The 20,314-nt window shown below is 64.6% G+C and carries 20 protein-coding genes and 1 tRNA gene; 12 read left to right on the top strand and 9 right to left on the bottom strand.

Annotated elements, in window-relative coordinates; all coding sequences use genetic code 11:
* Positions 1-3: 3 nt before the first annotated feature.
* Together mutS and R2676_RS07920 are read right to left on the bottom strand one after the other, a co-directional pair.
* Positions 4-2,649, bottom strand: coding sequence for a DNA mismatch repair protein MutS (gene mutS, locus R2676_RS07925; RefSeq protein WP_206275405.1), 2,646 nt, complete (start codon positions 2,647-2,649; stop codon positions 4-6).
* A 97-nt stretch (positions 2,650-2,746) separates the two neighbouring features.
* Positions 2,747-3,643 (bottom strand): LysR family transcriptional regulator, encoded by an 897-nt coding sequence (locus R2676_RS07920; protein WP_102066964.1) that lies wholly within the window; start codon positions 3,641-3,643, stop codon positions 2,747-2,749.
* Between R2676_RS07920 and R2676_RS07915 the strand changes: the two genes are divergently transcribed.
* Together R2676_RS07915 and R2676_RS07910 are read left to right on the top strand one after the other, a co-directional pair.
* The gene (locus R2676_RS07915; protein WP_206275404.1) at positions 3,633-3,818 is read left to right on the top strand and encodes a hypothetical protein; all 186 of its coding nucleotides are present in this window, start codon (positions 3,633-3,635) and stop codon (positions 3,816-3,818) included. The two genes, R2676_RS07920 and R2676_RS07915, sit on opposite strands and share 11 nt — an antisense overlap.
* A gap of 63 nt (positions 3,819-3,881) precedes the next feature.
* Positions 3,882-5,747: a methyl-accepting chemotaxis protein gene (locus R2676_RS07910; protein WP_206275403.1), complete on the top strand. Its 1,866-nt coding sequence runs from the start codon at positions 3,882-3,884 to the stop codon at positions 5,745-5,747.
* A gap of 12 nt (positions 5,748-5,759) precedes the next feature.
* On the opposite strand, the gene R2676_RS07905 is transcribed toward R2676_RS07910, so the two are convergent.
* Positions 5,760-6,464, bottom strand: a complete 705-nt coding sequence (locus R2676_RS07905) for an MOSC domain-containing protein (RefSeq protein WP_206275402.1) — start codon at positions 6,462-6,464, stop codon at positions 5,760-5,762.
* Positions 6,461-7,165: a glutamine amidotransferase gene (locus tag R2676_RS07900; protein WP_206275401.1), complete on the bottom strand. Its 705-nt coding sequence runs from the start codon at positions 7,163-7,165 to the stop codon at positions 6,461-6,463. Before R2676_RS07900 ends, R2676_RS07905 begins: the two co-directional genes overlap by 4 nt.
* Positions 7,166-7,477: 312 nt before the next feature.
* Between R2676_RS07900 and R2676_RS07895 the strand changes: the two genes are divergently transcribed.
* Both R2676_RS07895 and R2676_RS07890 read left to right on the top strand, forming a co-directional pair.
* A complete protein-coding gene (locus R2676_RS07895) occupies positions 7,478-7,861 on the top strand; it encodes a hypothetical protein (protein ID WP_316856994.1) in 384 nt (127 codons plus the stop codon).
* A complete protein-coding gene (locus tag R2676_RS07890) occupies positions 7,858-8,316 on the top strand; it encodes a DUF2846 domain-containing protein (RefSeq protein WP_102066970.1) in 459 nt (152 codons plus the stop codon). The genes R2676_RS07895 and R2676_RS07890 overlap by 4 nt, the downstream gene beginning before the upstream one ends.
* Positions 8,317-8,384: 68 nt before the next feature.
* Here R2676_RS07890 and R2676_RS07885 read toward each other — a convergent pair whose 3' ends face one another.
* Complete coding sequence (locus tag R2676_RS07885) at positions 8,385-9,197, bottom strand: inositol monophosphatase family protein (RefSeq protein ID WP_012435285.1); 813 nt, start codon at positions 9,195-9,197, stop codon at positions 8,385-8,387.
* A 134-nt stretch (positions 9,198-9,331) separates the two neighbouring features.
* On the opposite strand from R2676_RS07885, the gene R2676_RS07880 reads away from it, so the two are divergent.
* Entirely contained in the window at positions 9,332-10,216 is an 885-nt protein-coding gene (locus R2676_RS07880) for an RNA methyltransferase (protein WP_410482483.1), read from the top strand.
* Positions 10,217-10,363: 147 nt separating this feature from the next.
* The gene (gene cysE, locus R2676_RS07875) at positions 10,364-11,110 is read left to right on the top strand and encodes a serine O-acetyltransferase (RefSeq protein ID WP_116574831.1); all 747 of its coding nucleotides are present in this window, start codon (positions 10,364-10,366) and stop codon (positions 11,108-11,110) included.
* A 22-nt stretch (positions 11,111-11,132) separates the two neighbouring features.
* Here the strand turns inward: cysE and R2676_RS07870 are convergent, their stop codons facing one another.
* Genes R2676_RS07870 through R2676_RS07855 form a run of 4 tightly spaced genes read right to left on the bottom strand, consistent with a single transcriptional unit; the run spans position 11,133 to position 13,767 of the window.
* Positions 11,133-11,951, bottom strand: coding sequence for a UDP-2,3-diacylglucosamine diphosphatase (locus R2676_RS07870; protein WP_206275398.1), 819 nt, complete (start codon positions 11,949-11,951; stop codon positions 11,133-11,135).
* Positions 11,948-12,454, bottom strand: coding sequence for a peptidylprolyl isomerase (locus tag R2676_RS07865; protein ID WP_027677677.1), 507 nt, complete (start codon positions 12,452-12,454; stop codon positions 11,948-11,950). Before R2676_RS07865 ends, R2676_RS07870 begins: the two co-directional genes overlap by 4 nt.
* A 29-nt stretch (positions 12,455-12,483) precedes the next feature.
* Positions 12,484-13,065 carry a peptidylprolyl isomerase gene (locus R2676_RS07860; protein WP_206275397.1) on the bottom strand — a complete coding sequence of 194 codons (582 nt, stop codon included), beginning with the start codon at positions 13,063-13,065 and terminating at the stop codon, positions 12,484-12,486.
* A 51-nt stretch (positions 13,066-13,116) separates the two neighbouring features.
* Positions 13,117-13,767, bottom strand: a complete 651-nt coding sequence (locus R2676_RS07855; RefSeq protein WP_206275396.1) for a tetratricopeptide repeat protein — start codon at positions 13,765-13,767, stop codon at positions 13,117-13,119.
* A 253-nt stretch (positions 13,768-14,020) separates the two neighbouring features.
* Between R2676_RS07855 and cysS the strand changes: the two genes are divergently transcribed.
* The 6 genes from cysS (at position 14,021) to R2676_RS07825 (ending at position 20,309) form a co-directional block, all read left to right on the top strand.
* Positions 14,021-15,412, top strand: coding sequence for a cysteine--tRNA ligase (gene cysS, locus R2676_RS07850; protein WP_206275395.1), 1,392 nt, complete (start codon positions 14,021-14,023; stop codon positions 15,410-15,412).
* On the top strand, positions 15,397-16,278 hold the full coding sequence (locus tag R2676_RS07845; protein WP_206275394.1) for a DNA-3-methyladenine glycosylase family protein: 882 nt from the start codon (positions 15,397-15,399) through the stop codon (positions 16,276-16,278). The genes cysS and R2676_RS07845 overlap by 16 nt, the downstream gene beginning before the upstream one ends.
* Positions 16,279-16,364: 86 nt before the next feature.
* Positions 16,365-17,333 carry an acetyl-CoA carboxylase carboxyltransferase subunit alpha gene (locus tag R2676_RS07840; RefSeq protein WP_027677672.1) on the top strand — a complete coding sequence of 323 codons (969 nt, stop codon included), beginning with the start codon at positions 16,365-16,367 and terminating at the stop codon, positions 17,331-17,333.
* Positions 17,302-18,720 carry a tRNA lysidine(34) synthetase TilS gene (tilS, locus tag R2676_RS07835; protein ID WP_206275393.1) on the top strand — a complete coding sequence of 473 codons (1,419 nt, stop codon included), beginning with the start codon at positions 17,302-17,304 and terminating at the stop codon, positions 18,718-18,720. The genes R2676_RS07840 and tilS overlap by 32 nt, the downstream gene beginning before the upstream one ends.
* 95 nt (positions 18,721-18,815) lie before the next feature.
* Positions 18,816-20,066, top strand: coding sequence for an aspartate kinase (locus R2676_RS07830; protein ID WP_009238446.1), 1,251 nt, complete (start codon positions 18,816-18,818; stop codon positions 20,064-20,066).
* Positions 20,067-20,215: 149 nt separating this feature from the next.
* Positions 20,216-20,309: transfer RNA gene (locus R2676_RS07825), tRNA-Ser, on the top strand.
* Positions 20,310-20,314 lie beyond the last annotated feature (5 nt).

Genomic DNA, 20,314 nt, shown 5'->3' with positions numbered 1-20,314 from the left:
GAATCAGGCGGACGGGCTCGCCAGCGCCTTGAGCCGGTACAGCACATCGAGCGCTTCACGCGGCGTCATGTCATCGGGATCGATGCCGGCGAGTGCCTCCGTCAGGGCGCTGTCGGGTGCTTCGGCGTCGTCGTCTTCGTCGTCGATGGGCGTATCGGCGGTGAGGGCGAAGAGGTCCAACTGAGGGGTGGCGCCGGTGTCGGCGGAATGCTGCTCCAGCCACGCGAGCCGCTTGCGCGCGGCGCGAATGACCGGCTGCGGCACGCCCGCCAGCTGCGCGACCTGCAGGCCGTAACTCTGGCTGGCCGGGCCCTCCTGCACGGCATGCAGGAAGACGATGCCGTCACCATGTTCGACGGCGGAGAGGTGGACGTTGGCGGCCTGGGCAAACTCCTGCGGCAGTTGCGTCAGCTCGAAATAGTGCGTGGCGAACAGCGTGTGGCTGCGGTTGTGCGACAGCAAGTGACGCGCAATCGCCCAGGCGAGCGCAAGGCCGTCGAACGTGCTCGTGCCGCGGCCGATCTCGTCCATCAGCACGAGGCTGTTGGGCGTTGCACGGTGCAGGATGGCGGCGGCTTCCGTCATTTCGACCATGAAGGTCGAACGACCGCCCGCCAGATCGTCGGCGGCGCCGATGCGCGTGAAGATGCGGTCGATCGGGCCGATGACGGCCGCTTCCGCCGGCACAAATGCGCCCACGTAGGCGAGCAGTACGACCAGCGCGGTTTGCCGCATGAAGGTCGATTTACCGCCCATGTTCGGGCCGGTGATCAGCAACAGCTTGCGCGCCTCCTGCAGCATGCAGTCGTTGGCGACGAACTGTTCGACTTGCTGTTCGACCACGGGATGGCGTGCGCGCGTCAGTTCAATGCCCGGGGCATCGGTCAGCGTGGGGCGCGACCACGACAGCGCATGCGCGCGCTCGGCGAGCGTTGCCAGCACATCGGCCTGCGCCAGCGCGGCAGCGATGCGCTTGAACTCGGCCAGATGCGGCAGCAGTTTCTGCAGCAACTCTTCGTAGAGGACTTTCTCGCGCGACAGGGCACGGTCCTGCGCGGACAACGCTTTGTCTTCGAACGCCTTCAGCTCGGGCGTGATGTAGCGCTCGGCGTTCTTCAGCGTCTGGCGGCGGCGGTAATCGTCCGGCACCTTGGCGGCCTGGCCGTTGGTGACTTCGATGTAGAAGCCGTGCACGCGGTTGTATTCGACGCGCAGATTGGCGATGCCGGTGCGCTCGCGTTCGCGGGCCTCCAGATCGACGAGGAACTGGCCGCAGTTTTCTGAGATGTCGCGCAGCTCGTCGAGGTCGGCATCGTAGCCGCGCGCGATGACGCCGCCGTCGCGCACCATGGCCGCCGGCTCGGCCATTACGGCGCGTTGCAGCAGGGCGTGGGCGTCTTCGGGCAAGCTGAGCGCAGCGTATAGCTCGGTCAGCAGCGGAGCCGCGTCGCTCTGCGGCAGTTCTTCGCGAATCTCGGGCAGGCGCGCCAGCGTGTCACGCAAGGACGACAGATCGCGCGGCCGCGCCGACAGCAGCGCCAGCCGCCCTGTAATGCGCTCCACGTCCGACAGCGTGCGCAGCGTCGCACGCAACGTTTGCCAATCGCTGCCGAGCAGCACTTCAATCGCCTGCTGACGCGCTTGAGGCACGGCGCGATCCCGCAGCGGATGATGCAGCCAGTGGCGCAGGAGGCGGCTGCCCATGCTGGTCGCGCAGGTGTCGAGCAGCGAGAACAGCGTCGGCGATTCCTGCCCGCGCAGCGTCTCGGTCAGCTCCAGGTTGCGGCGCGTGGCGGTGTCCAGGCCGATGAATTCGCTTTCGTGCTCGACGGTCAGGCCGATCACGTGGCGCAGCGATTGGCCTTGCGTGGCCGCTGCGTAGTTCAGCAGCGCGCCGGCAGCCGCCAGTGCGGCCGTCAACGTTTCCGCGCCAAAGGCGACGAGGCTCGCTACGCCGAGTTGCTCACGCAGGCGGCGCGTGCCGGCTTCCACGTCGAAATGCCAATCGGGCAGGCGGGTGCGGGCGACATCCACCAGCAGGGTACTGAGCGTCGCATCGTCGGCCAGCACTTCGGCGGGGCGGATGCGTTCGAGTTCGCGGTCGAGCTGGTCGGGGCTGCATTCCATCACGCGCAATTCGCCGCCGACGAGGTTGAGCCACGCCAGGCCCATCAGCGGCGCCGTGCCGCGCTTGCCGGGCAGGTGCGCGATGGCCAGCAGATGGTTGTTGACCTTGTCGGAGAGCAGCGCGGCGTCCGTCAACGTGCCGGGTGTGACGACGCGCACGACCTTGCGCTCGACCGGTCCCTTGGTCGTCGCAGGGTCTCCGATTTGCTCGCAGATGGCGACGGATTCGCCCAGCTTGACCAGCTTGGCGAGGTATTGCTCCGCGGCGTGGAACGGGATGCCCGCCATGCGGATCGGATGTCCGTTGGAACTGCCGCGTGCGGTGAGGGTGATGTCGAGCAGGCGGGAGGCTTTTTCGGCGTCTTCAAAGAAGAGTTCGTAAAAGTCGCCCATGCGGTAGAAGACGAGCGTGTCCGGATGCCCAGCCTTCAAGCGAAGGTACTGTTGCATCATTGGAGTGTGCTTGTCGAAAGGGCCGTATTTCGGGTCGATCTCCAGAACCGGAGCGGAGTGTTCAGCCATGAGTGCTCAAAGCGCAGCGCGCCGCCCGATGTGATCCGATCAGGCCGCGCGCGAAAGGTGTTGAATCGCGCAATTGTTGCACACCCGTGATGCGGCTTCACCGTCCATCGTCGGTAAGCCGGGCTTCGAGAAAGTCGAGAAAGCACGCGATCCGCGAGGCCAGCTGCGTGTTGCGGTAGTACACCGCGTGAATCGGCTGCAGCACCTCGACCGTGGCATCCGGCAGCACCTGCACGAGATCGCCCGTGCGTCGGTCTTCAGCGCTCATGAAGTCAGCCAGGCAGACGATGCCGACGCCCTGCAGAGCAAGCTGCCGCAGCGTTTCACCACTGGAGGCCTTGAGGGTGGGCTCGATGCGCAACCGGTCGCCATGCGGGCCGCGCAGGGGCCATTGGTTCAGCGATTCCGGCTGCCCGAAACCGAGCAGGACGTGCTTCTGCAAGTCGTCGACGTTGCGTGGCCGGCCGTGCGCTTTCAGATAGGCAGGGCTTGCCAGCACGCGCAGCCGGCGCGTGCCGAGCAGCCGCGCCCGCAGGGTGGAGTCCCGCAGCGGGCCGATGCGGATCGCCACGTCGGTGTCTTCTTCCAGCAGATCGATGATCAGGTCGTCGGTGTTCAGCTCCAGCTCGATCTGCGGATACTGCGCGCGGAAATCCGGCACGAGCGGCGCCACCACATGCAGCATGAACGGCATGGCAGCGTTGATGCGCAGGCGGCCGGCGGGCTGCTGGCGGCGCAGGGCCATCTGCTCTTCGGCCTCGTCGACGGCGGCGAGGATGCTGCGCGCCTGCGCCAGAAACGTCGCGCCCTCGTCGGTGAGCGACAGCCGCCGCGTGGTGCGCGAGAGCAGGGTGGTGTCCAGCTTCTCTTCCAGGCGGCGCAGTGCGCGGCTCACGCCCGATACCGTCTGACCGAGCTGCTCAGCCGCCGCCGTGACAGAGCCTGTGTCGACCACCGTGCGGAAGGCGAGCAGTTCTTCGAGCGTGGTTTTCATCGTCGATTATCGATTTCAGATCAAAAGAATTCTGCCCAATGTGGCGCAATTTGCAAAGATCGCCTGCGGCGTGGCTCGCGGTGGATCGGCGGAAATGGGGCCCGGCCTGCCATTGCTCGGGGTCGTCCCCTCAAGGTTGGCCGCCGGCCTGCCGATAGACCATTCGGACCCCTAAAACCATAGTGGGAACGCGTTTGCGCAAATGGCGCCTCGCGGTTCCGCATCCGGAGACTCTGGAATGAGCAAGCTCAGCTTTCGCCAAAAGCTTTGGCTGCCGTTGGTCATCAGCCTTGTCGCGCTGACGTTGATCTCGGTATTCAACGCGTATCAGGCGCGCGAGATCCGCGTGGAGGAGCGCAAGAACAACCTCGTCAGCGTGACGACCATGGCGATGAACCTGGTCAAGCAGTACGACGACCTGACCAAGAACGGCACGTTAAGCAAAGAGGCCGCGCAGAAGCAGGCGATCGATCGTTTCAAGGCGCTGCGCTACGACAAGGATGGCTACTTCACCATCACGAGTTCCAACAACGTGGTGGTGATGCATCCGATCAAGCCGGAGTTCATCGGCAAGGACCAATCCGGCTTCAAGGATGCGCAAGGCAATGCGGTCTACGCGGGCCTGACGACCGCCGCCAAAGATCCAAAGGGCGGATTCACCAGCTATGTGTGGCCGAAGGTCGGCGGCACGGATCCGGTGCCCAAGACGGCGTTTGCGATGCGCTATGAGCCGTGGGATTGGGTCTTCTCGACCGGCGTCTACATGGACGACATCAACGCCGCGTTCATGACTTCGCTTTACCAGACCGGCGGCCTGCTTGTCCTCGTGGGCGGCTTGCTCGTCCTGCTTGGCGGCGTCGCCAATCGCAGCCTGCAACGCACGCTGGGCGGTGACCCGGCCTACGCGGCTGACGTGGCCAACCGCATCGCCGGCGGCGACCTGACGGTGGAGATTGCCACCCGCGCCGACGACAACCACAGCCTGCTCTACGCCATGAGCCGCATGCGCGGCGCGCTGGTGGACACCATCGGCCGCATCAAGGGCGCGTCGGAAACCATCGGAACGGCCACGCGCGAGATCGCCAGCGGCAACCTCGACCTGTCGTCGCGCACCGAACAGCAGGCCAGCTCGCTCGAAGAAACGGCTTCGGCCATGGAGCAGCTGATGTCGACCGTGCAGCAGAACGCCGACAACGCCCAGCAGGCCAACCAACTGGCTGCGTCTGCCTCGGATGTGGCCGTGCGCGGCGGCGATGTGGTGACGCGCGTGGTGGAAACCATGGGCTCGATCAACGCCTCGTCCCGCAAGATCGTCGACATCATCGGCGTGATTGACGGCATTGCGTTCCAGACGAACATCCTTGCGCTGAATGCAGCGGTGGAAGCCGCCCGTGCGGGCGAACAGGGCCGTGGTTTTGCCGTGGTGGCCGGTGAGGTGCGCAGCCTTGCGCAACGCAGCGCTGCTGCCGCCAAGGAGATCAAGGCGCTCATCGACGATTCCGTCGTCAACGTGGATGCAGGCAGCGCTCTGGTGGAAGAAGCCGGCACGACCATGCGGGAGATCGTCGCGAGCGTGAAGCGCGTGACCGACATCGTCGGCGAGATTTCATCGGCCAGCCAGGAACAGCGCTCGGGCATTGAAGAAGTGAGCCACGCGGTCACGCAGCTTGACGACGCCACGCAGCAGAACGCTGCGCTGGTGGAGCAGGCGGCCGCCGCTGCGCAATCGCTGGAAGAGCAGGCCGTGAGCCTGACGCAGGTGGTGGCGCAGTTCCGCCTTGACGCGCATGCGCTGCGCGCGCCGGCCATGGTGGCGCGGGTTGAACCGGCTGTTGCGCCGGTCAAGCCCGTGGCAGTCGCAACGCCGACGGCACCGGCAGCACCCAAGGACGAAGCGCCGCGGCGCGGGGCCGCCAAGCCGAGCACCGAAGCGGCCAAGCCCAAGCTGACGTCGCGCAAGCCGCCGGTGTTGCGAAAGGCGGCTGCCAAGCCGGTCGAGCGAACCGAAAAGAGCCCGGCTGCACCGGCAGCGATTCCCGCGAGCCTTGCCAAGGCGAAGCCTCTGGTCGCGGCTGGAGACGACGCCGATTGGGAAACGTTCTGATCGGTTGCGAACTCAAGCTTCGAGCGCTGGGCCATCGATGCGTTTGGCCCAGCTTTCCACCTCGCCACGCGCGAGGCGGCCTTCCACCAGCTTGCGCCACGACGGCGTGAGCGGCAGCGTCAGCATGTCGGCCAGCGCTGCACGGTCGAGCATGTTGCGGTAAAGCACATCCAGCACGCGCGACAGCGGCCATTGCGGCCACGGGCGCTCGAGCCATTCCAGCGTATCGCCCGCGCGCAGCGTGCCGCCTTCCAGAACCCGGTAATACCAGCCCGTGCGGCCCGTGTGTTGCACGCGGCGCGCCATGTCGCGCGTGTTGAAGCGGTCGTTGAGCTTCCAGCACGGCTGGCGCAGTTGCGACACTTCCAGCATCACACTGCCCGCGCGCAGACGATCGCCCACGCAGATGTCCGCTTCGGTGATGCCGGTGGTGCTCACGTTCTCGCCAAACGCGCCGGGCTGTGCGAGCACGGGTTGCGCGCCGATATCCGCTTGCCAGGCCGCGTAGTGGTCGAACGGGTAGTGGTGAATCGCCTTGTCAGGGCCGCCGTGCACACGCAAGTCGCCTTGCTCGTCGCCCACGATGCCGTTGATGCCGACTTCCACTGCGTCGCGCACGGGGCGCTTGTCGATGGCGCTGCGTGAGCCTGGGCGCGTGTAGTCGACCGCGCGTCCGGCGAGGAGGGTCTCGATGCGGATGGGGCCGGGCAGCGTCATGCGGCCTCCACGCGGTCCAGCCAGGCAGCGAAGACCTCGCGCGCACGTTGCGACAGGCGTTGCGCCACCGCGGGCACCTGTGCTCGCAACGCGCGCGGGTCGATACCCGCTGTGCCGAGTTCCGCAGCATGCCCGATCAGCCAGGCTTCCAGCTCCTCCAGATTTGCCTCCAGGTGGAATTGCAGCGCGAGTGCGTGGTTGCCGATGGCGAAAGCCTGCTCGGCACAGACTTCCGTGAACGCCAGCCGTCGCGCGCCGGGCGGCAAGTCGTATCGGTCGCCATGCCAGTGCAGCACCGGCGTGCCGTCGGCCAGCGGCGCGAGCGGCGAGTCTGCGCCGTCGGCTGTGAGCGTCACCGGCGCAAAGCCGATCTCCTTCACGCCCATCGGCTTGACTGCCGCACCCAGCGCCCGTGCCATCAGCTGGGCGCCGAGGCAGATGCCCAGCAGCGGCTTGCGGGCGGTCAGCCGCTGCGCAATGGCGGCGGCTTCATCGCGTACGAACGGATACGTCGCATCGTCATAGGCGCCGATGGGCCCGCCCAGCACGATCAACAGATCGGCATCCACCATGTCGTCGGTCGGCACCGGCTGCACGCCCACGTCGACGGTGCGCACCGTGTAGCCGCGCGCTTCCAGCAGCGGCTGCAGGATGCCAAGGTGCTCGAATGGAACGTGGCGCAGGGCGAGGGCGGTCTTCATGGCAGGCGATGGCGTTGAGGGCGGGGCTCATTGTGAATGAGGGACGCGGCACGCAAAACCCGTGCGGTTTGCGGGGGATTGCTGCGGGAGGCGCTCGCTGAGAGCGGGGCGCGCACCGCAGCTGGCGAACGTGCTACCGAACACGCCAGCTAAACGTTGCTTATATCGGTTGTTAGCAACGTGCATTGCGCTCCCCACGAAAAACCCGGTTCGAGGGGATGTCAGTTTCGCGTCATCTCATTAAGATCGCTCCCCACAGAGTGCCGTCTCGGTACCGATAAAGAGATTCTGGAGGGAGTTGTGCAGAAGCCAATGCTGCATTGGGCTGTGGCGTGCATTGCCGCGGCTTGCCTGGGCGCATGCGCGCCGATGGTGTCCACCGCACCGGCCACGCTGGCCATCGACAACGCGACAGGCCCGTCGCGCATCCAATTGAAATCGTCAACCGAGGTACGCCTGGAGACCGGCTATACGCGCACGCTTGCGGCCGGCTCCAGCTGGCAGCGCGTGGGAACGCTGTCGCAAGGCGCTGTCTATCGCCCGGTCGGCACGATCTTCACGATTGAAGGCCGCCAGGTCCACGAGGCCTATCTCGTGATCGCCGGTCAACGCCTGGTCGGGTTCTACCTGCCCGGCGAGCAGGCGTACTCCCCGCTTTCCACCGCTGTATCCATCACAACAGGAGAATCACAATGAAGGGAGTTTTGCGCGCATTGGCTTCGGCCATCGGTGTCACGGTTCTGATGGCGGGTTGCGCGTCGGGCGTGAAGTATTCCGAAATGGCTTCGTCGATTCCGACGGTCAAGCAGGATCAGGGGCGCGTGTACTTCTTCCGCTCGTCGTCGCTGATTGGCGCGGCACTGCAGCCGGACATCAAGCTGAACAGCGAAGTGGTTGGCCAATCCAAACCGGGCGGCTTCTTCTACGTTGACCGTCCGGCCGGCAAGTATGTCGTGTCAACGGCCACCGAGACCGAGAAGACGCTGAGCTTCGCGCTGGACGCCGGCGAGACAAAGTACGTGCGCACGTCGCCGTCGCTGGGTCTGATTGTCGGCCGCGTGGTGCCCGAGCTTGAAACGCCGGAAAAGGCGCAGGCCGAACTGCCCTCGTTGAGCTTCGCGCCCAACGAGCCGCCGGTTGCCAAGAAGTAAGCTCCGAGACGTGAAAAAGCCCGCATAAAGCGGGCTTTTTGTTGGCGGCTACTGGCGCAGCGCCGCAATCAAGCTTCAGCCTTCGACCGCGAGAACGGCGAGGTGATCTTGATCATCTGCACGAAAGCCTTGGGGTTGCCGGCCAGGATTTCGCCTTGGTCCAGATAGCCCGATTCGCCGGTGTAGTTGCCCACCAGGCCACCCGATTCCGTCACGAGCAGCGAGCCGGCGGCCATGTCCCACTTGCTCAGGCCTTGCTCGAAGAAGCCGTCGAGCCGGCCGCAGGCGACGTAGGCGAGGTCAAGCGCGGCAGCGCCCGGGCGACGCAGGCCGGCACAGTTTTCCGTCATGGTCGCAAACAGGCGGGTGTAGTCGTACAGGCCTTCCAGATCGCGGTAGGGAAAGCCCGTGCCGATCAGGCAGTCAGCCAGCTTGTCGCGGCGCGTGACGCGGATGCGGCGGTTGTTCAAAAACGCGCCGGCGCCCTTGGAGGCGGTGAAGAGTTCGTCGCGCGTCGGGTCGTACACCACGGCCTGCGTGACGACGCCACGCTGCATCAGCGCGATCGACACGCCATATTGCGGGAAGCCGTGGATGAAGTTGGTCGTGCCGTCCAGCGGGTCGATCACCCATACGTTTTCGCTGGCGGTTTCGCCGTCGGCCCAGGATTGGCCGGACTCTTCCGCTAGAATCGCGTGATCGGGGTAGGCAGTCTTGATGACTTCGATGATCGCCGCTTCAGCTGCGCGATCGACTTCGGTGACGAAATCGTTGTGTTGTTTGCGCTCGGTGCGCAGGCTATCGACGTCGAAGGACGCGCGGTTGATGACGGTGCCGGCCTTGCGAGCAGCCCGGACGGCGATATTGAGCATCGGATGCATGTGGGATCTCCGCGCCTGGCGCGCCGATTTTTCGGAAGCGGCTGCAGGCGAAACAACACAACGAATTGTAGAAGAACGAGCGGCGGGCCAATCTCGCGATCCTGCCCGCCGTCAAAAGAGTGGCCGTATTGTATATGAACCCCGCCTCCGGCGCCCCGCGAATTGCGCCAATGAGCACCCCGAACACCACCCCCGCCGACCCGGAAACGCTGCGCCAGCGCGCCGCGCGGTGCCGTTTTGTGCTGGTCGAGACCAGCCACCCGGGCAATGTCGGCTCCACGGCACGTGCGCTCAAGACGATGGGATTTGGCGAGCCCGGCAGCTTCGTGCTCGTCCGCCCGCGTGAGGCGGAGGCCCAACGCCTCGCCGATGCCGTTGCCATGGCAAGCGGCGCCGATGACGTGCTGGCCGCCGCCCGCGTGGTTGACGACATTGGCGACGCGCTGGCCGGCGCCTCGCTCACCATTGCGCTGACGGCCCGCCCGCGCGAATTCGGTCCGCGCCGCATCGGCCCGCGTGCTGCGGCAGAAGAAGTGGCCGCATTGCTGGCCACGCCGGACGCCACCGTGGCCTTCGTCTTCGGCAACGAGCGATTCGGCTTGCCCAACGAGGTGGTGGAGCGCTGCCACGTCGTCACGCACATTCCGGCCAACCCGGCGTATGCCTCGCTGAACCTGTCGCAGGCCGTGCAGTTGATTGCGTACGAGGTGCGCATGGCGCTGCTGGCCGACACCGGCACGGGCGATACGCGCATGGAAGGCGTCGGCTTTGTCGGCGAGCCAGCCACCGCCGAGCAGATCGACGGTATGTTCGAACATCTGGAGCAGGGCTTGGTCGAGATCGGCTTTCTCGACCCGGCCCAGCCGAAAAAGCTGATGCCGCGCCTGCGGCGCCTGTTCGCCCGCACGCAGCTGGAGACCGAAGAGGTCAACATCCTGCGCGGGATCGCCAAGCGCATGCTGGGCCGCCGCGCCACAGCCACCACGCCGCCCACCGGCGCTGCCGACGACTGTCGCTGATCGCCCTGAAGCCGCCTCCTGGCTGATCCAGCAGTGCGGCATTTCCTGCATGTCTGGTTAAAACCCTTGCCGCAGCGCGGTAAGGCAATGCCTTACACTGCCCTCAGCGCATCGCGCATATAGATATAACAATCCACACACCTCAAGATGTTCACACGCATTCGCGAAGATATCGGCGCCATCATGGAGCGAGACCCGGCCGCGCGCAGCCGCTGGGAAGTGCTGACCTGCTACCCAGGTCTGCACGCCATCATCGTCCATCGGGTCGCGCATGCGTGTTGGCATGGCGGCTTCCGGTGGCTGGGGCGGTGGTTCTCGCACCTCGGGCGCTTTCTCACCGGCATCGAGATTCATCCCGGCGCGACGGTCGGCCGGCGCGTGTTCATCGACCACGGCATGGGTGTCGTGATTGGCGAGACGGCTGAGATCGGTGACGACTGCACGATCTACCAGGGTGTCACGCTCGGTGGCACGTCGCTCTACAAGGGCGCCAAGCGGCATCCGACGCTCGGCAAGGGCGTGGTGGTCAGTGCGGGTGCCAAGGTGCTCGGCGGCTTTGTCATTGGGGATGGCGCGCGCGTTGGCTCCAACGCGGTCGTGCTCAAACCGGTGCCGCCGGGGGCAACAGCGGTTGGCATTCCGGCGCGCATCATCGAACGCGATGTGGCGACCGAGGCCCAGTCTGCGCTGAAGCAGGAGTTTTCAGCGTATGGCATCACGCCGGATGCGGACGATCCAGTATCGCTGGCGCTCAAGCGGTTGATCGACCACAGCGAGCTTCAGCAGGAGCGCATCGAGTCGATTCTTTCTGCGTTGGATCGCCTGGGCGCGCACCTGGAGAACTCGCCGAACGATCCCTTCGACGCAAGCCAACTGAAGCGGATGCTCAAGTAAGTGGCGGGCGCGTGACGGCAGGTCAAGCCGTCACGGGCTCGACCGTCAGCGCGCCGTCCCGCAGTTTGAGGAAGCTGCCGCGCGGCTGTGCCTGATCGAAATCCCAGTCGGAAAGAACCCAGCGGTCACCGCTCGGCTCGTGATGCAGTTGCGGGCGGTGCGTGTGGCCGTGAATCAGCGTAGACGTGCCCGATGCCTTGAGCAGCGCATCCACCGCTTCGGGTGCGACGTCGCCCATCATCGCGGCAGCACGGGGCTCACCGGCGACATTGGCGGACATGGCGCGGCCGGCTTCGCTTTCCGCGCGCATCTTCTGCGCGATCTTCAGCCGCCAGCGCAGCGGCATCGCCAGGAATATCGACTGCACCCAGCGCTTGCGCGTCCAGTGGCGAAAGCGCATGTACGCCGTGTCGCGCGTGCAGAGGGCGTCGCCGTGCGCAAGGACGATGCGCTGGCCTTCGTCCGTTTCGAGCACGGAGGGGTCGGGCAGCAGCGTGGCGTGCGCAGCCTTCAGAAAACGCTTGCCGAGCAGGAAGTCCCGATTGCCGTGCATGAGCAGCACGCGCGTGCCGGCCGCTGCGAGTTCGGCAAGCAGGTTGGCGATGTGCTGGTGGAACGGATCAGCGAGTTCTTCATCGCCGACCCAGTATTCGAAAAAGTCACCCAGGATGACGAGCGTGCGTGCCTCGCGGGCGCGCGTGCGCAGAAAGCGCTCGAACGCGGCGGCAGTGGCTGGCATGCTGGCCGTGAGGTGCAGATCCGAAATAAAAAACACCGGCCCGGAAACCCGGACCGGTGTCTTCAGCGCGGAGGCCTGTGCGGCGTGCGCTGCGTCGATCATTCGATCACTTCAGCGCTTTCGATGATGACGTCTTCCATCGGCACGTCTTGGTGGAAGCCACGGTTGCCCGTGCGCACCGAGCGGATCTTGTCGACCACGTCCATGCCTTCGGTCACCTTGCCGAACACGGCGTAACCCCAGCCTTGCGGCGTCGGCGACGTGTGGTTCAGGAAGTCGTTGTCGACCGTGTTGATGAAGAACTGGGCCGTGGCCGAGTGCGGATCGTTGGTACGTGCCATGGCAATGGCGCCGCGTTCGTTCTTCAGGCCGTTGTTGGCTTCGTTGTCGATCGGAGCCTTCGTGGGCTTCTGGTTCATCTTCTCGCCCGGCTCGAAGCCGCCGCCCTGGATCATGAAGCCCTTGATGACGCGGTGGAACACCGTGCCGTTGTAGTGGCCATCCTTCACATAGGAGACGAAGTTCGCAACCGACTTCGGTGCCTTCTCGGCGTCCAGGGCCAGGGTGATGTCGCCGTGGTTGGTGTGCAGCTTGACTTGGGTCATGGTGAATTCCTTGGGTAGGGCAAAAAGCGTTACTTGGAGACGACGGTGGCCGATTCAATCAAGATCGGCTTCACGGGCACGTTCTGGTGCGGGAACTTGGTGGTGGTTTCCACCGCCTTGATCTTGTCGATGGTGTCGGTGCCCTCGACGACCTTGCCGAAGACGGTATAGCCGTAACCGTCCTGACCAGGGTAGTTCAGCATGTTGTTGTCGACCACGTTCACATAGAACTGCGCGGTGGCGGAGTTCGGGTCCATGGTGCGCGCCATGGCGATCGTGTACTTGTCGTTCTTCAGGCCGTTCTTCGATTCGATTTCGACCGGCGGGCGCGTGTCTTTCTGTTTCATGTCGGGCGTGAAGCCGCCGCCTTGGATCATGAAGCCGTCCATCACGCGGTGAAAGATCGTGGCCTTGTAGAAACCGTCCTTCACATACTGGAGGAAGTTGGCGACCGTCTTCGGTGCCTTGTCCGGATACACCTCAACGGTGAAGTTGCCCATCGACGTCTTGAACTGCACGCGCGGCGCAGACGCGGTGGCTGCCGTGGCGGCGGTGGCCGTTACGGCCAGTGCACACACGAGTCCGGCAAAGAGAGAGCGAATACGGAGCATGGTCGGGAAGAGAGAACTTGGGGTGGGAAAAGCAGGATCGGCCGCGTCTTTTTACTGACGCTTGGCCGGCTTGGCGCTCACGCCGCTGGCTGCGGGCAGCGTGGTCGTCGCGGGTTTCGACGCAGGGCGTACGCCCGGCAGATCGGGCAGGGCATCCAGGCGTGCACGCGCGGTGGTGTTCTTGGGGTTCAGCTTGATCGCGCTTTGGTACGACTGCGCGGCCAGGCGAACGTAGACATCGCCCAGATTGGATTGCGCCAGCGCATTTTCCGGCGCCACGCGGTTCGCCATGATCAGGCTGTCGCGGGCGCGGAGCAGCTCACCGCGCTCGGCATACAGTGCGGCCAGGTTGATGTAAGGCTCGGGCAGTTCCGGGAAGTCCTGCGTCATCTGGCTGAAGGCGACGATCGCGTCGTCTGCGCGGCCCAGGCCGGCAAGTGCGACACCGCGTTGGAAGCGTGCCTGCGCGTTGCGCGGCTGAGAAGCGACATCCTTGTCCAGCTCGGTCAGCGCCTCGGCGTATTGCTTCTTGGCCAACGCGTCGTCGATGCGCTTCTGGCGTGCCACCTCGGGCGCTTGCTGCGTGCTGGGCATCAAATCGGCCGGCAAGGCAAAGCCGGCGGTCTGGGCGAAGGCCGGTGCCGCGGACATCGCAAGCAGGCTAGCCAGGGTTGCAGCGGTCTGACGCAGCGGTCTGTTCATGAGAATCGGTTCCGTTATACTCCGCCGCATTCTAACAAACCGTCTTTGTGCGCAGCAGCGGCCGTGCGCGCCGGGAAAGGTTCTTGACGGGGAGCATGCCAGGCGCACCGGCAGGCGGCCCCGCCAGCGCAGTTCCGGTAAGATATGCCGCTAGTTTTGCAGGCGCCTCGCCGGCGCCGATTGCCTCCAATTTAGTCCGCCCGCAACGTTGTACCTCGCATGCGCGGCGCGCTGAGTCTCCCGACACCGCTTCATGGAATCACTCAAGATCTACAACACGCTCGCGCGTGAGAAACAGACGTTCGTCCCCATCGAGCCCGGCCGCGTGCGCATGTACGTGTGCGGGATGACGGTGTACGACTACTGTCACGTGGGGCATGCGCGGGTCATGGTGGTGTTCGACATGGTGCAGCGTTGGCTGCGCGCGTCAGGTTACGAGGTGACCTACGTGCGCAACATCACCGACATCGATGACAAGATCATTAAGCGTGCAGTCGAGAACGGCGAGACGATGAGTGCGCTGACGGGCCGCTTCATCGCCGCCATGCACGAAGACGCCGATGCGCTTGGCGTGCAGCGCCCCGACCACGAGCCCCGCGCCACTGAATTCGTGCCGCAGATGCTGAACATGATCGGCAGGCTGCAGACAAACGGTCTCGCCTATCAGGCCACCGACGGCGACGTGAACTACGCGGTCCGCAAGTTCCCCGGTTACGGCAAGCTGTCGGGCAAGTCGCTCGAAGACCTGCGTGCGGGCGAGCGCGTGGCTGCCAACGATGCCAAGCAGGATCCCCTCGACTTCGTGTTGTGGAAATCCGCCAAGGCCGATGAGCCGGCCGAGTCGCGCTGGGCGTCGCCGTGGGGCGAGGGCCGCCCGGGCTGGCATATCGAGTGCTCGGCGATGAGCTGCGAGTTGCTGGGCGAGCATTTCGACCTGCACGGCGGTGGCGCCGATCTGCAGTTCCCGCATCACGAGAACGAAATTGCCCAGTCCGAAGGCGCGACCGGCAAGACCTTCGTCAACACGTGGATGCACAACGGCTTCGTCCGTGTGAATGACGAGAAGATGTCGAAATCGCTCGGCAACTTCTTCACCATCCGCGATGTGCTGAAGGTGTACGACGCAGAGGTCGTGCGTTTCTTCATCCTGCGCTCGCACTACCGCAGTGATCTGAATTACAGCGACACCCATCTCGATGATGCGCGCCATGCGCTCACGCGTTTGTACACGGCGCTCAAGGATGTGCCGGCCGCGGCGGGCGCCAAGCCCGATTGGAACGAGTCGCACGGCAAGCGCTTCCTGGAAGCGATGAACGACGACTTCAACACGCCGGTCGCTGTGTCGGTGCTGTTTGAGCTGGCGAGCGAAGTGAACAAGACGCGCTCGCCGGAGCTGGCCAGCCAGCTGGCTGCGCTGGCCGGCGTGATGGGTCTGCTGGGCCGCGATCCGCACGTTTTCCTGCAGGGCGGTGTGTCGGCCGATGGTGTCGACGCGACAGAAGTCGAGGCGCGTATCGAAGAGCGCCGCGCCGCCAAGGCCGCTCGCGATTTCGCACGTGCCGATGCCATCCGCGCCGATCTGCTGGCCGCGGGCATCGTCCTCGAAGACAAACCGGGTGGCGTGACCGAATGGAGACGCGCATGAACGCGGTGGCCAAGAAAGCCAGCGTAACGCGCAGCACCGCCGCCAAGAAAACTCCGGCGGTAAAGGTGCCGGCTGCGAAGAAAACGGCCGCCAAGAAAGTCGACGGCGTAGCAAGCAAGACGGTCGCCGCCAAGAGCGCCGTCAAGGTGGCCAAGGCTCCCGCCAAGCGCGCGCCTGCGAGCAAGGTGCCGCTGCCCGAAACGCTCGCCGCCAGCGAGACGTTGCCGGTGCCGGCAGAAGTGGTGCTGTCCGGCCCACCGGAGTATTGGCAAGAAGCTTGCGCCGACTTGATGAAGCGCGACCGCATCCTGCGCAAGATCATCCCGACCTACGGGCCGGCGCACTTGGCTTCGCGTGGCGACCCGTTCGTCACCCTGGCACGCTCGATTGTCGGTCAGCAGATTTCGGTCAAGGCCGCGCAATCGGTGTGGGAGCGCGTGGTGGCCGTGTGCCCCAAGTTGGTGCCCGCCCAATTCCTGCGCGCCGGTCAAGAGAAGCTGGCCGGCTGCGGTCTCTCGAAGCGCAAGGCCGAATACATCCTTGATCTGGCCGATCACTTTCGCAACGGCACCGTACACGTCGCCAAGTGGGCCGAGATGGAAGACGAGGATGTGATTGCCGAACTGACGCAGATCCGCGGCATCGGCCGATGGACCGCGGAGATGTTCCTCATGTTCAACCTGATGCGCCCGAATGTGCTGCCGCTGGACGACATCGGGCTCATCAACGCGATTTCACAAAATTATTTCAGTGGCGAACCCGTCACTCGCAGCGAAGCGCGCGAAGTGGCCGCCAACTGGGAACCGTGGCGCACCGTGGCCACTTGGTATATGTGGCGCAGCCTAGACACGGCAACCACCTATTGATCTGTTCATTTCGATGAAACGGAGCGCGTCGCCGGGCGGTCAAAATCCGGTAGAATGCGCGCCTTCAAGAGCCTTTCAGAAGATCCATGAAAACAACCTTCCTGGAGTTCGAGCAGCCGATCGCAGAACTTGAGGCGAAGATCGAAGAACTTCGCTTCGTACAAGACGATTCCGCTGTCGACATTTCTGAAGAAATTTCCCGCCTGGCTTCCAAGAGCCAGCAGCTCACCAAAGATCTGTACGCCAACCTGACGCCATGGCAGGTCGCGCAGATCGCCCGGCACCCGCAGCGTCCGTACACGCTCGATTACGTCCGCGAGATCTTCACCGACTTCCACGAACTGCACGGCGACCGCACGTTTGCGGACGACCTGTCGATCGTGGGCGGTCTGGCGCGCTTCAACGGCCAGGCTTGCATGGTGATCGGTCACCAGAAGGGCCGCGATACGAAGGAGCGCGCGCTGCGCAACTTCGGTATGTCCAAGCCCGAGGGCTACCGCAAGGCCAAGCGCCTGATGGAGCTGGCGGACAAGTTCGGCCTGCCGATCTTCACGTTTGTCGATACGCCGGGCGCATTCCCGGGCATTGATGCGGAAGAGCGCGGCCAATCCGAAGCCATCGGGCACAACCTGTTTGTGATGGCCGGCCTGAAGGTGCCCCTGATCGCCACCATCATCGGTGAAGGCGGTTCGGGCGGTGCACTGGCCATCGCCATGGGTGACTCCGTGATCATGCTGCAGTTCGCCACCTACGCCGTGATCTCGCCGGAAGGCTGCGCATCGATCCTGTGGAAGACCGCAGAAAAGGCGCCCGAAGCCGCAGAGGCACTGGGCCTGACGGCGCATCGTCTGAAGGCGCTCGGCCTGATCGACAAGATCGTCAACGAGCCGCTGGGCGGCGCACACCGTGATCCGAAGGGCATGGCGACAATGCTCAAGCGCGCGCTGGCCGAATCGCTGCGTCAGTTCCAGGGCATGAAGACGTCGGAACTCCAGGCGCGCCGTCACGAGCGCCTGATGGCTTATGGCAAGTTCAAGGAAACCGACGGTCGCTGATTCGTCGGCCGATCTCGTCAACAAGGTCGCACAACGCGTTGCCGCGTGTGCGGCCTTCGTTGTTTCTGGGGGCGCTGAGCCGCCGACTGTGGCAATTGCCCTGTCAGGCGGGCGGGATTCCGCGGCGCTCCTGCATGCGTGTGCTGCGTGGCGTGATGCGGGCGCCCGCGTGCAGCTCGTGGCCCTCCATATTCACCATGGTCTGCATGCCGACGCCGATGTTTGGGAATGCGCGTGTAAGCGCATGGCCGAAGCGGTTGGCGTGGCGTTTCATGCGCGCCGCGTCCATGTAGCGGTCGATGCGGGGAGGGGCGTTGAAGAGGCGGCGCGCGAAGCCCGGTACGCAGCGCTCGAAGCGCTCTGCACGGAGACGGGCGCCTCCATTCTACTGACGGCACATCATCAGGATGACCAAGCGGAAACGGTGCTGCTGCAATTGATGCGCGGTGCAGGTCTCGATGGCCTGGCCGCCATGCCGATGGCGCGGGCGGGTGCGGTCACGTTGCTGCGTCCATGGGTCGATGCACCGCGCAGCGAGATCGAGCTGTACGCACATGCTCACGCGCTCAGCTGGGTCGAAGATCCATCCAACACCGATGCACGCTATGCTCGCAATGCATTGCGTCCACTGCTTGCGGGCATGGCGGATCATTTCCCCGCGTATCGCGAAGCGCTGTCGCGCAGCGCGGCACATCTGGCCGATGCGGCTGCATTGATCGACGAGATTGCGCAGGCGGACTTAACCCAAATCGCGTCGGCGAATGAACTGAATGTGGCGGCGCTGAACGCGCTGTCCCTGCCGCGTCAGCGTGCGGTGCTGCGCGCGTGGTTGGCCAAGGCAGGCATGCGTGCGCTGCCAAGTCGACGTCTGGAGGATCTGCGTACGCAGTTGACCGACGCCCGAGATGACGGTGCCCTGCGCATTGAATTACCGGCTGGGCACGTCAGGCGCTACCGCGGCATTGCATGGATCGATGCCGGCGCCAACGATGCCCCCGAGCTGCGCACTATCGCCATCGGCCCGGCGCTGTTCGAGCCCGCGCACCTGGCTGAGCAGCGCGTGACGTTGGATGCATGGGGCGGGACGCTGTTGTTTGCACCCGTGGCAAGCGATGGGGTTGCTGCCCAAACCTTGCAAGCGCCGCTGTCGCTGGTTCGTCGCCGTGGCGGGGAGCGCATCGTGCTGCGCACCGGCGCACCATCCCGCGCGCTCAAGCAGGCCTACCAGGAGGCGGGCATTCCGGCTTGGGAACGCGAGCGCTTGCCGCTACTTTATGCGGGCGAAATGCTGGTGTTCGCAGCCGGGCTTGGAATGAACCGAGCGGCCGTGCATAGCGGCGCGGGTTGGCAGATCACGTGGTTGGCTGGCGGCCAAGGTGCGCTCTGACACACTTCGTCACCGGTGATTTGCTTGCCGATCGATGCAAATTGCTGTATTTTCAAAAGCTTTTGCACCGCTCCGCCTCCTCTGATCTTTCCAAGATGGCTCTCATCGTTCACAAATACGGTGGCACCTCGATGGGTTCGGTTGAACGCATCAAGAATGTCGCCAAGCGCGTTGCCAAGTGGCACCGTGCAGGTCACCAGATCGTGGTCGTTCCGTCGGCCATGTCCGGCGAAACCAACCGCCTGCTGGGTATGGCCAAAGAGATTTCGGCCCAACCCGACCCGCGTGAACTCGACATGATTGCCTCGACCGGCGAGCAGGTGAGCGTGGGCTTGCTGGCCATCGCGCTGCATGCCGAAGGCATCGACGCCCGCAGCTACACCGGTTGGCAAGTGCCGGTGAAGACCGATTCGGCCTACACCAAGGCGCGCATCCAGTCGATCGACGACGAGCGCGTGCGGGCTGATCTCGACGCGGGCCGGGTGGTCGTCATCACCGGCTTCCAGGGCATCGACAGCGAAGGCCATATCACCACGCTCGGCCGTGGTGGTTCCGATACCTCGGCTGTGGCGGTTGCCGCCGCGCTCGAAGCCGAAGAATGCCTGATCTACACCGACGTCGACGGTGTCTACACCACCGATCCGCGCGTGGTGGACGACGCTCGCCGGCTGGACAAGATCACCTTCGAAGAGATGCTGGAAATGGCCAGCCTTGGCTCGAAGGTGCTGCAGATTCGCTCGGTGGAGTTTGCCGGCAAGTACCGCGTGAAGACGCGCGTGCTGTCGTCGCTGACCGACCCGCTGATGCCGCTCGATGTTGAGATGAACTCGGGCACGCTGATTACTTTTGAGGAAGATTCGAACATGGAAGCCGCCGCCATTTCCGGCATCGCCTTTGCCCGCGACGAAGCCAAGATCACCGTGATCGGTGTGCCGGACAAGCCCGGCATCGCTTATCAGATCCTGGGTCCGGTCGCCGACGCCAACATCGACGTCGACATGATCATCCAGAACCAGTCGGTGGAAGGCAAGACGGACTTCACCTTCACCGTGCCGCGCGGCGAATACCAGCGCGCCCTGGCGATCCTGAACGACAGCGTGAAGGCGCACATCGGCGCAGCCAGCGTGTCGGGCGACCCGAAGGTGTCGAAGGTGTCGGTGGTGGGTGTGGGCATGCGCTCGCACGTGGGCATCGCCAGCAAGATGTTCCGCACGTTGTCGGAAGAGGGCATCAACATCCAGATGATCTCCACCTCGGAAATCAAGATCTCGGTGCTGATCGATGAGAAGTACATGGAGCTGGCCGTGCGCGCGCTCCACAAGGCGTTCGAGCTGGATCAGGCGTAATCGTCTGAACCGGCACCGGATGGCCAGGGTGGCGACCCCGGAGGCCACAGATTCTCACCGCGTGTCATGCAGTTGTCGTTGACCGGGTGGGGTGAAGTGGCTAGAATACGCGCTTCGTTGCACGGGCTCCTTCGTGTGACGCAAGTTTGGGAGACGTGGCCGAGAGGTCGAAGGCACTCCCCTGCTAAGGGAGCATCCGGGCCAAAACCTGGATCGAGGGTTCGAATCCCTCCGTCTCCGCCAGTTTG

Source organism: Ralstonia flatus, assembly GCF_958439105.1.
Taxonomy (GTDB): domain Bacteria; phylum Pseudomonadota; class Gammaproteobacteria; order Burkholderiales; family Burkholderiaceae; genus Ralstonia; species Ralstonia flatus.
The sequence above is the reverse complement of the archived record's forward strand: the minus strand, read 5'-3'. Positions and strand labels throughout refer to the sequence as shown.

Excerpts from the sequence above, each read along its gene's own strand:
- mutS (WP_206275405.1), bottom strand. The coding sequence starts at position 2,649 with ATGGCTGAACACTCCGCTCCGGTTCTGGAGATCGACCCGAAATACGGC.
- R2676_RS07920 (WP_102066964.1), bottom strand. The coding sequence starts at position 3,643 with ATGAAAACCACGCTCGAAGAACTGCTCGCCTTCCGCACGGTGGTCGAC.
- R2676_RS07910 (WP_206275403.1), top strand. The coding sequence starts at position 3,882 with ATGAGCAAGCTCAGCTTTCGCCAAAAGCTTTGGCTGCCGTTGGTCATC.
- R2676_RS07905 (WP_206275402.1), bottom strand. The coding sequence starts at position 6,464 with ATGACGCTGCCCGGCCCCATCCGCATCGAGACCCTCCTCGCCGGACGC.
- R2676_RS07900 (WP_206275401.1), bottom strand. The coding sequence starts at position 7,165 with ATGAAGACCGCCCTCGCCCTGCGCCACGTTCCATTCGAGCACCTTGGC.
- R2676_RS07895 (WP_316856994.1), top strand. The coding sequence starts at position 7,478 with ATGCTGCATTGGGCTGTGGCGTGCATTGCCGCGGCTTGCCTGGGCGCA.
- R2676_RS07890 (WP_102066970.1), top strand. The coding sequence starts at position 7,858 with ATGAAGGGAGTTTTGCGCGCATTGGCTTCGGCCATCGGTGTCACGGTT.
- R2676_RS07885 (WP_012435285.1), bottom strand. The coding sequence starts at position 9,197 with ATGCATCCGATGCTCAATATCGCCGTCCGGGCTGCTCGCAAGGCCGGC.
- R2676_RS07880 (WP_410482483.1), top strand. The coding sequence starts at position 9,332 with ATGAACCCCGCCTCCGGCGCCCCGCGAATTGCGCCAATGAGCACCCCG.
- cysE (WP_116574831.1), top strand. The coding sequence starts at position 10,364 with ATGTTCACACGCATTCGCGAAGATATCGGCGCCATCATGGAGCGAGAC.
- R2676_RS07870 (WP_206275398.1), bottom strand. The coding sequence starts at position 11,951 with ATGATCGACGCAGCGCACGCCGCACAGGCCTCCGCGCTGAAGACACCG.
- R2676_RS07865 (WP_027677677.1), bottom strand. The coding sequence starts at position 12,454 with ATGACCCAAGTCAAGCTGCACACCAACCACGGCGACATCACCCTGGCC.
- R2676_RS07860 (WP_206275397.1), bottom strand. The coding sequence starts at position 13,065 with ATGCTCCGTATTCGCTCTCTCTTTGCCGGACTCGTGTGTGCACTGGCC.
- R2676_RS07855 (WP_206275396.1), bottom strand. The coding sequence starts at position 13,767 with ATGAACAGACCGCTGCGTCAGACCGCTGCAACCCTGGCTAGCCTGCTT.
- cysS (WP_206275395.1), top strand. The coding sequence starts at position 14,021 with ATGGAATCACTCAAGATCTACAACACGCTCGCGCGTGAGAAACAGACG.
- R2676_RS07845 (WP_206275394.1), top strand. The coding sequence starts at position 15,397 with ATGGAGACGCGCATGAACGCGGTGGCCAAGAAAGCCAGCGTAACGCGC.
- R2676_RS07840 (WP_027677672.1), top strand. The coding sequence starts at position 16,365 with ATGAAAACAACCTTCCTGGAGTTCGAGCAGCCGATCGCAGAACTTGAG.
- tilS (WP_206275393.1), top strand. The coding sequence starts at position 17,302 with ATGGCAAGTTCAAGGAAACCGACGGTCGCTGATTCGTCGGCCGATCTC.
- R2676_RS07830 (WP_009238446.1), top strand. The coding sequence starts at position 18,816 with ATGGCTCTCATCGTTCACAAATACGGTGGCACCTCGATGGGTTCGGTT.